Source organism: Streptomyces sp. NPDC127129, from assembly GCF_042671585.1.
Lineage (GTDB): Bacteria > Actinomycetota > Actinomycetes > Streptomycetales > Streptomycetaceae > Streptomyces.
Map to the genome: position 1 here is coordinate 578,416 of NZ_JBHXTV010000001.1, position 13,156 is coordinate 591,571.

General features: G+C 73.6%; 14 protein-coding genes. 4 read left to right on the top strand and 10 right to left on the bottom strand.

Annotated features, from left to right (window positions below; translation table 11 throughout):
• Nucleotides 1–121 precede the first annotated feature (121 nt).
• The 5 genes from ACFVGW_RS02505 to ACFVGW_RS02525 form a co-directional block, all read right to left on the bottom strand.
• Nucleotides 122–1,393: an ABC transporter substrate-binding protein gene (locus ACFVGW_RS02505; RefSeq protein WP_385850410.1), complete on the bottom strand. Its 1,272-nt coding sequence runs from the start codon at nt 1,391–1,393 to the stop codon at nt 122–124.
• Nucleotides 1,390–2,517, bottom strand: a complete 1,128-nt coding sequence (locus ACFVGW_RS02510) for a branched-chain amino acid ABC transporter permease (protein WP_383295585.1) — start codon at nt 2,515–2,517, stop codon at nt 1,390–1,392. The genes ACFVGW_RS02505 and ACFVGW_RS02510 overlap by 4 nt, the downstream gene beginning before the upstream one ends.
• Nucleotides 2,510–3,400: a branched-chain amino acid ABC transporter permease gene (locus ACFVGW_RS02515; RefSeq protein ID WP_383180572.1), complete on the bottom strand. Its 891-nt coding sequence runs from the start codon at nt 3,398–3,400 to the stop codon at nt 2,510–2,512. Before ACFVGW_RS02515 ends, ACFVGW_RS02510 begins: the two co-directional genes overlap by 8 nt.
• On the bottom strand, nt 3,397–4,242 hold the full coding sequence (locus ACFVGW_RS02520) for an ABC transporter ATP-binding protein (protein WP_385850411.1): 846 nt from the start codon (nt 4,240–4,242) through the stop codon (nt 3,397–3,399). The genes ACFVGW_RS02515 and ACFVGW_RS02520 overlap by 4 nt, the downstream gene beginning before the upstream one ends.
• A 133-nt stretch (nt 4,243–4,375) precedes the next feature.
• A complete protein-coding gene (locus tag ACFVGW_RS02525; RefSeq protein ID WP_385850412.1) occupies nt 4,376–5,194 on the bottom strand; it encodes an ABC transporter ATP-binding protein in 819 nt (272 codons plus the stop codon).
• 179 nt (nt 5,195–5,373) lie between these two features.
• On the opposite strand from ACFVGW_RS02525, the gene ACFVGW_RS02530 reads away from it, so the two are divergent.
• Nucleotides 5,374–6,573: a helix-turn-helix domain-containing protein gene (locus tag ACFVGW_RS02530; protein ID WP_352189072.1), complete on the top strand. Its 1,200-nt coding sequence runs from the start codon at nt 5,374–5,376 to the stop codon at nt 6,571–6,573.
• Between the two features lie 73 nt (nt 6,574–6,646).
• Here the strand turns inward: ACFVGW_RS02530 and ACFVGW_RS02535 are convergent, their stop codons facing one another.
• Nucleotides 6,647–7,801 carry a glycerate kinase gene (locus tag ACFVGW_RS02535; RefSeq protein ID WP_385850413.1) on the bottom strand — a complete coding sequence of 385 codons (1,155 nt, stop codon included), beginning with the start codon at nt 7,799–7,801 and terminating at the stop codon, nt 6,647–6,649.
• A 169-nt stretch (nt 7,802–7,970) separates the two neighbouring features.
• Between ACFVGW_RS02535 and ACFVGW_RS02540 the strand changes: the two genes are divergently transcribed.
• On the top strand, nt 7,971–9,038 hold the full coding sequence (locus ACFVGW_RS02540) for an ADP-ribosylglycohydrolase family protein (RefSeq protein ID WP_385850414.1): 1,068 nt from the start codon (nt 7,971–7,973) through the stop codon (nt 9,036–9,038).
• Complete coding sequence (locus tag ACFVGW_RS02545) at nt 9,035–9,529, top strand: NUDIX domain-containing protein (RefSeq protein WP_385850415.1); 495 nt, start codon at nt 9,035–9,037, stop codon at nt 9,527–9,529. Before ACFVGW_RS02540 ends, ACFVGW_RS02545 begins: the two co-directional genes overlap by 4 nt.
• 10 nt (nt 9,530–9,539) lie before the next feature.
• On the opposite strand, the gene ACFVGW_RS02550 is transcribed toward ACFVGW_RS02545, so the two are convergent.
• Together ACFVGW_RS02550 and ACFVGW_RS02555 are read right to left on the bottom strand one after the other, a co-directional pair.
• Nucleotides 9,540–10,058, bottom strand: a complete 519-nt coding sequence (locus tag ACFVGW_RS02550) for an NUDIX hydrolase (RefSeq protein ID WP_385850416.1) — start codon at nt 10,056–10,058, stop codon at nt 9,540–9,542.
• 4 nt (nt 10,059–10,062) lie between these two features.
• Nucleotides 10,063–10,272, bottom strand: a complete 210-nt coding sequence (locus ACFVGW_RS02555) for a type II toxin-antitoxin system VapB family antitoxin (RefSeq protein WP_352189077.1) — start codon at nt 10,270–10,272, stop codon at nt 10,063–10,065.
• Nucleotides 10,273–10,338: 66 nt separating this feature from the next.
• Here ACFVGW_RS02555 and ACFVGW_RS02560 point away from each other — a divergent pair, with 66 nt between their 5' ends.
• Nucleotides 10,339–11,061: an NAD-dependent deacetylase gene (locus ACFVGW_RS02560; protein WP_383219819.1), complete on the top strand. Its 723-nt coding sequence runs from the start codon at nt 10,339–10,341 to the stop codon at nt 11,059–11,061.
• Between the two features lie 53 nt (nt 11,062–11,114).
• Here the strand turns inward: ACFVGW_RS02560 and ACFVGW_RS02565 are convergent, their stop codons facing one another.
• Both ACFVGW_RS02565 and ACFVGW_RS02570 read right to left on the bottom strand, forming a co-directional pair.
• Nucleotides 11,115–11,612, bottom strand: coding sequence for a methylated-DNA--[protein]-cysteine S-methyltransferase (locus tag ACFVGW_RS02565; protein ID WP_383219818.1), 498 nt, complete (start codon nt 11,610–11,612; stop codon nt 11,115–11,117).
• Between the two features lie 15 nt (nt 11,613–11,627).
• On the bottom strand, nt 11,628–13,109 hold the full coding sequence (locus tag ACFVGW_RS02570) for an AlkA N-terminal domain-containing protein (protein ID WP_385850417.1): 1,482 nt from the start codon (nt 13,107–13,109) through the stop codon (nt 11,628–11,630).
• Between the last annotated feature and the right edge of the window lie 47 nt (nt 13,110–13,156).

Here is a 13,156-nt window from a genome sequence, read left to right on the forward strand (position 1 = left end):
ACACGCCGGTGTTTCCCCGAGGTGACACGGCGGCCCGCGCTGCCCGCCGGCGCGCGGTGAGCCGCACACGCCGACGCCCCGCCGCGCGGGATGCGCGGCGGGGCGTCGGCGTACTCGCGGCTCAGCCCGCCTTCGGGGTGAACCCCTTCGCCGCGTCGGAGACGAAGGGCTCGCGGACCGTGCGCATGCCGCCCGGGACCGACTTGTCCGGCTGGAGGATGACGGACTCGCGCGAGGACGGGGCCTTCGGGTCACTGAAGTCGTGCATGCCGAATCCGGCGTCGTAGGCGTTCAGGGTCAGCAGCGCCTTGTCGATGCCCTCCCGGCTGAGGTCCTTGGCGTCGCACGCCTTCTTCAGGGCCTCGCCGAAGACGCTCGCCGCCGTCCAGCCCGCGACGATTCCGTTGTCGAGGCTGTCGCCCGGGTACGCGGCCTGGTAGTCGGCGACGAGCTTCTTGGCCGCCGGGGTGTCCGCGCCGATCGGCAGGCTCGGGGAGGCGAACCAGTACATCTTCTCCAGCGCGGGGCCCGCCTGGGTGCCGAGGAGCTGCGGCGCGAAGGCCGAGTTGTTGCCGATGACCGGCACGAGGAGCTTGGTCGCCGCCGCGACGCCGACGAGGGAGGCGGCCTGGCGCGGGCCGGCGCTGATGACGATGCCCTTGACCCCTGCCTGCTTGAGGGCCGCGACCTGGGCCGACATGTCGTTGTCGGTGGGCTTGATCTTCTGCTCGACGACCGTCAGGCCCGCCTTCCCGGCCGCGTACTTCGAGCCCGCCAGCGCGTTCTCGCCGTAGTCGCCCTCGAAGTAGACGTGGCCGAGCTTGTCTCCGGACTTCAGACCCTTCTCCTTCACCAGGAAGTCGACGGCGTTGATCGTCTCGACGTCGTACGTGGAACCGAGGACGCGGATGTACGGGGAACCCAGCAGCGAGGCCGACCAGGCCTGCGGCAGCACCAGCCCCTTGTCCTGGCCGTCGACGCGCTGCTTGACGGCGGCGACGAACGGGGAGCCGATGAACTGCATGTAGCCGGCGACCTTCGGCTCCAGCTCGGTGTAGGCGGAGAGCGCCTTCTGCGGGTCGTAGCCGTGGTCGCGGACCGTCAGCTCCAGCTTCCGTCCGCAGATCCCGCCGGCCGCGTTGACCTGCTTCACGTAGAGCTGCTGTGCCTGCGTCACGCTCTTGCCGAGCGTGGCGTACACGCCCGTCATGTCCGTGAGCGCGCCGACCGCGATGGTCTTGTCGGTGACGCCCTTGCCGGCCTTCACCCCGCCCGCGCCGGTGCCCTTCTCGTCGCCGCTCTTGGCCTTGGAGCTGCAGCCGGCGGCGGTCAGTGCGACGAGGGTGGCGAGCGCGACGGCCATGGTTCTGGTCGCCTGTCGTCGGTGGATCATCGTTCCTCCCCAGAGGAGTGCGAGGGTTGGGCGGTTCGCTCGGTGGTGCGGGCGGTTGTGCGGGCGGGTCTGCGGAAGCCCGGCCGGACCAGGCCTCCGGGCAGGAAGAGCACCACCGCGACGACGGCGGCGCCGTAGAGGTAGCGGGCGGCCTCCCCCGGTGCGATCCCGCCCGTCCCGGGGGCGGAGACCAGGGGCAGCGCGTCGCTGTACCGGTTGAGGAGCTGCGGCAGCAGGGAGACGAAGACGCCTCCGACCACCGCGCCGGCGACCGAGCCGAGACCGCCGATGACGATCATGGCCAGGTATTCGAGGGAGAGCAGCATGCCGAAGTACTCCGGCACGGTCCGCTGGAAGACCAGCGCGAGCAGGACGCCGGCCAGGCCCGCGTACATGGACGACAGGACGAAGACGGCGGCGCGGTAGCGGGCCACGGGGATGCCCATGACCCCTGCGGCGATCCGGTGGTCCCGGATGGCGTTCATGGCACGGCCGGGCCGGCCGCGGAGGACTCCCCGGGCGAAGAGCGCGCCGGCGAGGAGAAGGACGAGGCCGAGGTACCAGAGCTTCTCCGCGGAGCCGAACGGCACCTGGGCGACGAGGAGTTCGCTGTCGTCAAAGGTGAGGCCGAAGAGACTGAGCGGGGGGACCGCCCGGCCGTTGAAACCGCCGGTGAGGTCGTGCGCGTTGAACAGGACGTGCTGGCCGATGAAGATCAGCGCGAGGGTGGCGATACCGAGGTACGCGCCCCTGAGCCGGCCCGCGATGGGGCTGAACACCCCGCCGGCAAGGCCCGCGAGGACGACGGCGAGGACGGCGGCGAGCCAGCCCGGCAGGCCCGCTCCGGTGAGCCCGTCCGTCCCGTCGCCGGCGAAGGCGCAGTAGCCGTACGCGCCCACGGCGAGGAAGAAGGCGTGACCCATGGAGAGCTGGCCGGTGGCGCCGGTCAGCAGGTTGATGCCGATGGCGCCGATCGCGGCGGCCATGGCGAAGAGCCCGGCCTGGAGCCAGAAGCGCTCCAGATAGAAGGGGAAGGCCGCGAGGACGAGACCGGCGACGGCCCATCCGTACACCCGGGGGCGGGCGAGCGTGGCGACGCCACGGCGGGGAAGCGCGTCAGACACGGGCCAGCTCCTTCGTGCCGAAGAGTCCGGCCGGACGGATCAGCAGCACCGCGACCATCACCAGGTACGGGGCGAGGTCGCCGATGCCCCGGCCGAGGAAGGTCAGATCGCCCTGGTAACCGGTGGCGAGGGACTCGGTGATGCCGACCAGGAGGCCGCCGACGAGCGCGCCGGTGGTGGAGTCGAGGCCGCCGAGGATGGCGGCGGGGAAGGCCTTCATCGCGGCGAACGAGGTACTGCGCTCCAGGCCGGGTGTCGGGAAGACGGTGAGGAAGAGCGCGGCGACGGCGGCGAGTCCGCCGGCCACCGCCCAGGCGCCGAGGGAGACCCGGCCGAGGCGGATGCCCATCAGGGCGGCGGTCTCCTGGTTCTCGGCGGCGGCGCGCATGGCGACGCCCCAGGAGGTGTGGCGGAAGGCGAGCAGGAACGCGGTGATGAGCAGCGCCGCGGCGAGGAAGGCCGCGATCCGGGTCTGCGCCAGGGTGACCGGTCCGAAGGTGACGACGGCGTCGCCCCAGGGGTCGCCGAGCGCGAGGATGTCCGTGCCGATGCGGCGGGTCAGCTCGGTGGCGAGCAGGATGTCGACGCCGATGGTCACGATGGCGAGGACGCTGTGGTCGGAGCCGCGGTAGCGGCGCATGACGAGGAACTCGACGGCCGCGCCGACCAGGGCCGCGCCGCCGATGCCGACGAGCAGGGCCGGCCAGAAGCCGATGTCGTCATGGAGGACGGCCGTGAAGTAGCCGCCCGCGAGCAGCAGAGAGGCGTGGGCGAAGTTGACGACCTCGGTGGCGCGGAAGATCACCACGAAGCCGAGGGCGATGAGGGCGTAGATCGAGCCCAACGAGACTCCGTTGAGCAGGAGTTCGGCGAAGGTGGTCACTCGGCGGTCTCCTCTCCGAGATAGGCGCGGACGACCGCCGGGTCGTTCTGTACGTCGCCGGGGGCGCCGTCGGCGATCCGACGGCCGAAGTCGAGGACGGTGACGGCGTCGGCGAGCCGCATCACCACCCCCATGTCGTGTTCGACGAGGACGATGGAGATCCCGAGGCTGTCGCGGACGCCGGCGATGACGGCGGCGGTACGGCGCCGCTCGTCGGCGGTCATGCCGGCGACGGGCTCGTCGAGCAGGAGCAGCCTGGGCTCCATGCAGAGCGCGCGGGCGAGTTCGGCCAGCTTCTGCTGCCCGTACGGAAGCGATCCCGCGGGTTGGCCGAGCTGCTTCTCCAGTCCGACGAAGGCGGCGATCTCGCGGACGCGGGCGCGGTGCCGGGCGTCCTCGCGGGCGGCGGCGGGCAGCCGGAGCCCGGCGGCGAGGAAGCCGGTCCGCGTCAGCCGGTGGCGGCCGAGCATCAGGCTGTCCTCGACGGTGGCGCGGGGCGGCAGCGCGAGGTTCTGGAAGATGCGGGCGACCCCGAGGTCGGCGATCTTGTGCGGGGGCAGGGCGGTGAGCTCGTGTGCGCCGAAGCGGACGCTGCCGGAGGTCGCCTTGTAGACACCGGAGAGGACGTTGAAGCAGGTGGACTTGCCGGCGCCGTTGGGGCCGATGACGGCGTGGACCGTGCCGGGACGGACGGTGAAGGAGACGGCGTCGAGGGCGGTGAGCCCGGCGAAGCGGACGGTGACGTCGCGGACGTCGAGGGCGGGTACGGGCTCTGCGGGAGTCCGGGCGGCCTCGGCGCGGGCCGGGGCGGTCGCCTCGCCGGGAGGCGGGGTCTGGCTCATCGTGCCTCCCTGCGGGACTGCACCGGGCGGGACGCGGCGGCGCGCGGTGCACGGCGGGCGGCCGTGCGGGCGGCGCTCGCGGGCGTCGGTCGTCCCGGTGCACACCGGGCCGTGGTCCGGACGGATGTCGTGGTCATCGGCCGCCCTCCCAGCGGGAGAGGACGGGGTGGGCGGTGGTGGCGGTCGCCGCGTCGGCCGCGGCGTCCTCGTCGACGACGCCCAGGTAGCGGCGGCGCACCTCGTCGGAGGCGGCCAGTTCGGCCGCCGGACCCGAGAGGGTGACCTCGCCGACCTCCAGGACGTACGCCCGGGAGGCGAGCCGCAGCGCGAGCGCCGCGTTCTGCTCGACGAGGAGGACGGACGTGCCCTGTGCGTTGATCTCGCGGATCGTGTCGGCGATCCGGGCGGCCATGAGCGGGGCGAGGCCGAGGGACGGCTCGTCCAGGAGCAGCAGCTTCGGCGAGGCCATGAGGGCGCGGCCGACGGCGAGCATCTGCTGTTCGCCGCCCGAGAGGAGCCCGGCGTGCTGGTGGGCGCGGTCGGCGAGGACGGGGAAGAGCTCGTGGACGCGTTTCAGGGCCGCCGTCTTGGCGGCGCGGTCGCCCCGTGCGCCGAGCGCTCCCGCCCGCAGGTTGTCCTCGACCGTCATCCGGGCGAAGACCTGCCGGCCTTCCGGTACCTGGGAGACACCGGCGGCGACGACCCGGTCGGGCGGGAGCCCGCCGATGGGGCGGCCGCCGTAGTTCACGGTGCCGGAGGTGACGGCCCCGCCGTGGAACGACAGTGTGCGCGAGACGGCCCGCAGCAGTGTGGACTTGCCCGCTCCGTTGCCGCCGAGGACGGTGACGACGTCGCCCTCCGGCACGGTGAGCGACACCTGCCTCAGAGCGCGTACCGGCCCGTACCCCGCCGACAGGTCCGCGACCTCGAGGGCGAGTGCGGTCCCTCCCATGGTTCCCCTTCCGTGGCCCGTTCAGTGGCGCTCACCCCAGCACCGCGACGGCCGCCCGTCCACGTGCGGCGGCCGAAACGCTGCCGGTGACCAGCGGGCGCCGTGGTGGGTTGTGCACGCGCACAACACCGCGTGTCAGGGGCCTGTCGGGAGGGGGCCGGGGGTGGCATCCTCCGGGCATGGGACGGCGCAGACCACGGACCGGTGACGACTGGAAGCTGCTTGCCGAGGCGTGCACGGCACTTCTGGAGCGGCTGCCGGAGCTGGTGGACGAGCATCTGAGGGACCTGCACGAGTACGAGCCGGCGTACGGCCGGATCGTGCCGTACGACCAGCACTGGCAGGAGGCCCATGAGGCGATGCGGATCGGGATCGAGATGATCTCGGCGCCCCGGGACTCGCCCCGGCGGGATCTGGAGCACGCGGACGGGATGGGGCGGCGGCGGGCCGAGCAGGGGATGCCGCTGGAGCTGGTGGTCCACGCGTACCGGCACGCCGGGCATCTGGTGTGGGACGCGCTGATCGAGGAGGCCTCGGCGTTCCCGCCGCGGCTCGCGGCGCTGACGCAGTCGGCGACGATCGTCTGGTCGGCGGTGGACGCGCAGGCGGACACGGCGTCGGAGGCGTACCGCGGGACGGAGCTGGAGCTGCGGCGCCGTACGGACGAGCAGCTGCAGGCGCTGCTCGACGCGCTGCTCCAGGGGCAGCGCTCGCCCGAGGTGACCTCGCAGGCGGCGGCGGGGCTCGATCTGCCGGAGCACGGGCGGTACGCGGTGGTGGTGCTGCGGCACGACCGCCGGGAGGTGCCGGAGCCCTTCCACCGGCGGGTGCAGGGGGCCGGGGTGCGGTTCCTGTGGCGGATGGGCGCGGACTGCGAGATCGGGGTGGTGTCGCTGGCGGAGGGCACGGGTCTGGACGCGCTGTCGGAGCTGCTTCAGGGGCGCTGCCCGGGGCCGGGCGGGATCAGCCCGGTGGTGACGGGGCTCGCGGAGCTCGGCCGGGCGCGGCGGCTCGCGGAACTGGCGCTGCGGACGAGCCCGCCGGACTCCCGGCAGATCGTCCGTCTGGACCGCCGGATGGCGGGGGCGCTGGTGGTCGGACAGCCGGAACTGGCGGGCCTGCTGGTGGCGGACGTCCTGGGCGGCCTGCTGGAACTGGATCCGGCGGACCGGGCGGTCCTGCTGGAGACGCTGGACGTCTGGCTCGACTGCGAGGGCTCGGCGGGGCGGGCGGCCTCGCGCCTGTACTGCCACCGCAACACGGTCTTCAACCGTCTGCGACGCCTGGAACAACTCACGTCGCGGTCCCTGTCCCGCCCCCGGGACCTGACGGAGATGACCCTGGCCCTGGACGCGTTCCGCCTGACGCCGACGGCGTGACGCCGACGGCGTGAGGCGGGGGTGGGTGTGGGGGCCGGGCCCCCACACCCCCGCGTCGCGGCGGTCCCGCCGGCTACGCCAGGAAGTCCCGGGCGATGTTGGAGGCCACCTGTTCCAGGAGCGGGCCCGCGTTGGCGATGGACTTGGCCGGCTCGGGTTCCAGGGCGGTCAGGGGGTAGGCGCGACGGATGCCCGCCTTGCCCAGGGCCTCGGGCGGGAGGGCCAGGCGGCCGCAGACCGCGACGACCTCCTTGCCCGCCGCACGCGCCGCCGCCGCGACGCCCGCCGGGGCCTTGCCGTGCAGGGTCTGCTCGTCGAGCGAGCCCTCACCCGTGATGACGAGCGTGGCCCGCTCCAGGGCGGGGGCGAAGCCCAGGACGTCGAGCATCAGCTCGATGCCGGGGCGGAAGCTCGCGTCCAGGCCGACGAGCGCCCCGTACCCGATGCCGCCCGCACCGCCCGCGCCGGGCGCGACCGCGCACTCCGACGCCTTGGGGCCGATCGCCTTCTCCAGGACGGTCACGAAGTGCGCGAGGGCCGAGTCCAGCGTCTGTACGTCCTCCGGCGTCGCACCCTTCTGCGGGCCGTAGACCGCGGGCGCGCCCTTCGGCCCGGTGAGCGGGTTGTCGACGTCGCTGGCGAGGATCAGCTCGACCGAGGCGAACCGCGGGTCGAGGCCGGAGAGGTCTGCGGAGGCGAGATCGGCCAGCGCCGCTCCGCCGGGTCCGACCGGCTCGCCCGCGCCGTCCAGGAAGACCGCGCCGAGCGCGGCCAGCATCCCCGCGCCGCCGTCCGTCGTCGCGCTGCCGCCGACGCCGAAGACGATCGTCGTGGCGCCGGCGTCCAGGGCGGCGCGCAGCAGCTCGCCCGAGCCGTACGTCGTCGAGGTCAGCGGCGCGAACACACCCGCCGGCAGGAGCTGGAGGCCGGAGGCCTCCGCCATCTCCACGACGGCCGTGGTCCCGCGCAGCGCGAACGCCGCCGTCACCGGCTCGCCGAGGGGCCCGGCCACCCGTACCTCACGGCGTTCGAACCCGGCCGCCACCGCGGCCGCGACCGTACCGTCGCCGCCGTCCGCAACCGGCAGGGTCTCCACTTCCAGCTCCGGGACGACCCGTCGCAGACCTGCTGTGACCCGCTCCGCGACCTGTACGGCCGTGAGCGAGCCCTTGAACTTGTCGGCCGCGACGAGTACGCGTGCGACCTCAGTTACTGCTCCGTCCGTCACCCTTGCATCCCTTGCTTTCGAACGTGCAGTCGCGCCGAGCCGACCCTATCCGGACCCCCCGACGCCATGCCACCCCCTGATAAGGCGATATTCCGGACCATAGTGGGTCGATATCAGCGCACGGACGCGTCGGCGCGCGTCGGGACCGGGGATTCGGTACACCGGACGTATGGCGCTCACGCACGGCGAACTCGCCGACCGCATCCTCGGCGGCTGGACAGGACGGATCGCCGGGAACATGCTCGGCAAGCCCGTCGAGCGGGGCGACCACTGGACGCCCGAGCACATCGACCGGTATCTGCGGCTGACGGACGCGCTCCCGCTCACCGACTACCTCCCCCTGCCGCCCGCCGACGTCGCGGGGTTCGACCTGCGGCCCGAGTGGCCCGGGTGCGTGCGCGGGCGGATCGACGGAAGCTGCCGGGACGACGACGTCGACTACTCCGTCCTGGGCCTGCACCTCCTGGAGACGCACGGTTTCGCGTTCACCACCGAGCAGCTGGGCGAGCTCTGGCTGCTGCGGCTGCCGTACCTGCAGACCTTCACGGCCGAGCGGACCGCGTACCGCAATCTCGCCAACGGTCTGAGGCCGCCGCTCACCGCGACCTACGACAACCCTTACCAGGAGTGGATCGGCGCGCTGATCCGGGCGGACGTCTACGGCTGGACCTCCCCCGGCGACCCGCGCCGCGCCGCCTCTCTGGCTCGCCGTGACGCGGTGCTGTCGCACACGGGGAACGGCGTGTACGGCGCGATGTGGGCGGCCGCGCTGATCGCCGCCGCCTTCACGGCGCCGGACGTACGCGCCGCGCTGGAGACGGCGCTGGAGCGGATCCCGGCGAGCAGCCGCCTCGCGCGCACGGTGCGGCACACGATCGCGCTCCACGAGTCGGGCCTGGAGTGGTCCGCCGCCCTCGCCGAGCTCGCGGAGCGGACGAGCGGGCTCGGCTGGATCCACACGATCCCCAACGCGGCGGTCCTCACGGCCGGACTGCTGTACGGCGGCGGGGACTTCACCACCACGATCGCGCTGACCGTCCGCGGCGGCCTGGACACGGACTCGAACGGGGCCACGGCGGGCTCGGTGGCCGGGGTGCTGTGCGGGGCGGCGGCGATCCCGCCGCAGTGGTCGGAGCCGCTGCGGGACCGGGTGCACAGCGCGGTGTTCGGCTTCGACGGGGTGCGGATCAGCGAGTTGGCCGAGCGGACGCTCAAGCTGGCTACGCTGACGGAATGACGACGACCGACTACGCCACGTACATCGCCGGCCTCCCGCGCGTCCTCGCCGGTGCCGCCGTGCTCTTCCGGGACGCGGCGGGCCGCGTCCTGATCGTCGAGCCGAACTACCGCGAGGGATGGGTGCTTCCCGGCGGCACGATCGAGTCCGACGAGGGCGAGACACCCCGTCAGGCGGCGCGCCGGGAGACGGGGGAGGAGATCGGTCTCGACCTGGAGCCGGGGGCGCTGCTCGCGGTCGACTGGGTGCACGGCGTGGGGCGGCCGCCGATCGTCGCCTACGTGTACGACGGCGGGGTGCTCTCCGAGGAGCGGCTCGCGGCGATCCGCCTCCAGGAGGAGGAGCTTCTCTCCTGGAAGCTGATCGAACCCGCGGAGGTGACCGGTCATCTCCTGGGCACTCTGGGGCTGCGCGTCCTTGCGGCCCTCGACGCCCTCGGCTCCGGCCGTGGCCCGGCCGAGCTGGAGAACGGACACCCCGCCGGCCGGTGAGCCCGGCCTCTCAGACCGCTCCCCCGCCGCCGCGGCCGCCGTCACCGAGGCCACCGTCGCTGCCGCCGTCACCGGCTCCGCCCGCCGCTCCGAACCGGGCGAGCCGGTCGGCCAGGTCCGGCGGCCAGAGCGCTTCTTCGGCCGCGGCCAGCTCCTCGGGGCTCCACCAGCGCCCGAGCTGGATGCGGTCCTCCGCGTGCGCGGCCGCGAGGTCGCCGGCGAGGTCGCGGCGCGGCCCGTACGCCACGTAGATGTGTTCGTGCTGGCGCACGGGGACGCCGGCGCGGGTGAAGTCGTGCTCCCAGGTGCAGAGCAGCTCGCCGGGTTCGATCCCCTCCCAGCCGGTCTCCTCCCGGAGCTCGCGTACGGCTCCGTCGCGTGGGCTCTCCCCGGGTTCGAGGCCGCCGCCGGGCATGGCCCAGTGCACGCCGACCTCCTCGTTGTCGTAGCGGAAGAGGAAGACGGCGCCGTCGGGGTCCAGGACGGCGACCCGGGCGGCACGTCGGGGGGTACGTGGAGGTGTGTGCATCGCGTCAGCCCTGCGGGGGTTCGGTCGTGAGCGGGTTGCCGCCGCGGGGCGGGGCCTCGGCATCGCGCGTGGCCACCCGCGCCTCCGTGCGGTGCCCGCGGGCGATGTAGTCGCGGACGACGGCCTCGACCGCGTCCTGCGGGTTGTTGACGCCCGCGAGGACCATGACTTCCACGACGAGTTCGGCGTCGAGTCCGATGTTCACCTTGGCCATGGCGGGAACCTAGCAGCCGGCGAAATCGGCTCGCGGCGGGTTGCCCGGGCTGCCTACGCTCGTCGTATGACTCTCGTGGCGATTCTCACCGGGGCCGGGGTGTCCACCGACTCCGGGATTCCGGACTACCGCGGCCCGCAGGGCCTCTGGCGGCGGGACCCCGAGGCCGAGAAGCTCGTGACGTACGACTTCTACATGGGCGACCCCGAGATCCGCCGCCGGGCCTGGCAGATGCGGCGGACCAGCCCCGCGCTCAAGGCCCTGCCCAACGCTGCCCACCGGGCCGTCGCGGAGCTGGAGAAGGCACCGGGGGTCGCCGTGCGCGTGCTCACGCAGAACGTGGACGGGCTCCATCAGCTCGCCGGGATGCCGGACCGCAAGGTCGTCGAACTCCACGGCACCGCGCGGTCGGTGGTGTGCACCGCCTGCCACGACCGCTCGGCCATGGGCGAGGCACTGGCGCGTGTGGAGGCGGGTGAGGAGGATCCGCCGTGCCGGGTGTGCGGCGGCATCCTGAAGTCGGCGACCGTCATGTTCGGGCAGCGGCTCGATCCGCAGGTGCTGGGCGAGGCGATGTCGATCGCCAAGGCGGCGGAGGTCTTCATCGCGGCCGGGACGAGCCTGAAGGTCCAGCCGGCCGCCTCGCTCGCCGGTGTGGCCGCCGAGCACGGGGCTCGGCTGATCATCGTGAACGCCGAGCCCACGCCGTACGACGCGCTCGCCGACGAGGTGGTGCGCGAGCCCATCGGCACCTCCCTGCCCGCGCTCCTGGAAGGGCTCCGCCCGTAGCCCCCCGGCTGTCCCCCGGACTTTCCCCTCGGGCTCTCCCCTCGGGCTCTCCGCTAGAAGAGCGCGTCCGGTTCCGCGCCCGACTCGAAGGCGAGCAGCCGCCGTTTGCGGCCGAGTCCGCCGCCGTATCCGGTCAGTGAGCCGCCCGCGCCGACGACGCGGTGGCACGGTACGACGATGCTGACCGGGTTCCTGCCGTTGGCGAGGCCGACGGCGCGGGAGGCGCCGGGGTTGCCGAGGGCCTCCGCCAACTCGCCGTACGTGCGCGTCTCGCCGTACGGGATGAGGCGGAGCCGCTCCCACACCCGGAGCTGGAACGGGGTGCCGATCAGTCTCAACGGCAGGTCGAAATCGGTCAGTTCACCGGTGAAGTAGGCGTCGAGCTGGCGGATCACCTCGCCGAAGGGGCGCGGGTCCGGCTCGCCGAAGGTCTCCTCGGCGGGCCGGTGGCGCTGCTCGGTCATATGGATACGGCTCAGCTCGCCGTCGACCGCGACCAGGGTCAGCGGGTCGTACGGGCTGTCGATGACGGTGTGCCGGACGTCGGTCATGAGGGGACGACTTCCTTATGCGGGGAGGTGGTTGATCGGGTGGCTGTCGGTGGCCCAGAGGTACTGGACGGCGTACGCGCGCCAGGGCCGCCACCGGGCGGCGCGGGCGGTCAGCGCGTCGGGCGTGGAGGGCAGGCCGAGGCCCTCGGCGGCGCGGCGGACACCGAGATCGCCGGGGAGGAAGGCGTCGGGGTCGCCGAGCGCCCGCATCGCGATGACCTCCGTCGTCCAGGGGCCGAAACCGGGCAGGGCCAGGAGCCGGGCACGTGCCTCGTCCCAGTCGCTGGCCGGGCCGAGGCCGAGTGAGCCGTCGGCGAGGGCCTCGACGAGCGTGAGGAGGGTGGTGCGGCGGCTGCGGGGCAGCGCGAGGGACTCGGGGTCCAGGCCGGCGAGCGCCTCGGGCGTCGGGAACAGATGGGTGAGCCCGCCCTCGGGGTCCTCCACCGGCACGCCGTGCGCGGCGACGAGCCGCGCGGCGTGCGTACGGGCGGCGGCCGTGGAGACCTGCTGGCCCAGCACGGCCCGTACGGCGAACTCGGCCGCGTCGACGGTCCTGGGCACGCGCCGGCCGGGCGCCCGCTCCACGAGCGGCGCGAGCAGCGGGTCGGTGCGCAGCTGCTCGTCGACGGCGACCGGATCGGCGTCGAGGTCGAGCATCCAGCGGCAGCGGCTGATGGCGAGGGTCAGGTCGCGGGGGTCGGTGAGCGAGAGCCGGCAGGCGATGTGGCCGGACCGGGGGGCCAGGGACACGATGCCGTGTCCGTGCGGGAGGGTGAGGGTCCGGCGGTAGGCGCCGTCCCGCCACTCCTCCACCCCGGGGACGGCGGTCGCGGCGAGGTGGCCGAAGAGGTTGGAGGGATCGAGGGGCGAGCGGTACGGCAGCCGGAGCGCGATCACGCCCGGGGTGCGCGGGGCCCGCGCGGCCGCCTGCGACCGTGTGGCCCTGGCCCGCAGCTCCCCCGGGGCGAGCGCGAACACCTCGCGGACGGTGTCGTTGAACGTCCGGATCGAGGAGAAGCCCGCCGCGAAGGCGATCTCGGCCATCGGCATGGGCGTCGTCTCGATGAGCAGCCGCGCGGTCTGGGCACGCTGGGCGCGGGCCAGGGCGAGCGGCCCGGCGCCGAGTTCGGCGAGGAGCTGTCGTTCGATCTGCCGGGTGGAGTAGCCGAGCCGGGCGGCGAGGCCCGGGACGCCCTCGCGGTCCACGATCCCGTCCTGGATCAGCCGCATCGCCCGGGCGACGGCGTCGGCGCGGACGTTCCACTCGGGGGAGCCGGGGCTCGTGTCCGGGCGGCAGCGCTTGCAGGCGCGGAACCCTGCGCGCTGGCAGGAGGCGGCGCTCGGGTGGAAGACCATGTTCTCGGCCTTGGGCGGCACGACCGGACAGCTGGGACGGCAGTAGATCCGGGTGGTGAGGACCGCGGTGAAGAACACGCCGTCGAAGCGGGCGTCCTTCGAACGGACGGCCCGCACGCAACGCTCGGTGTCGGTGTGCATGTCTCCATGGTCGGGGACCCGAGGGGCGCGGGCTGGCGAGAAAACGA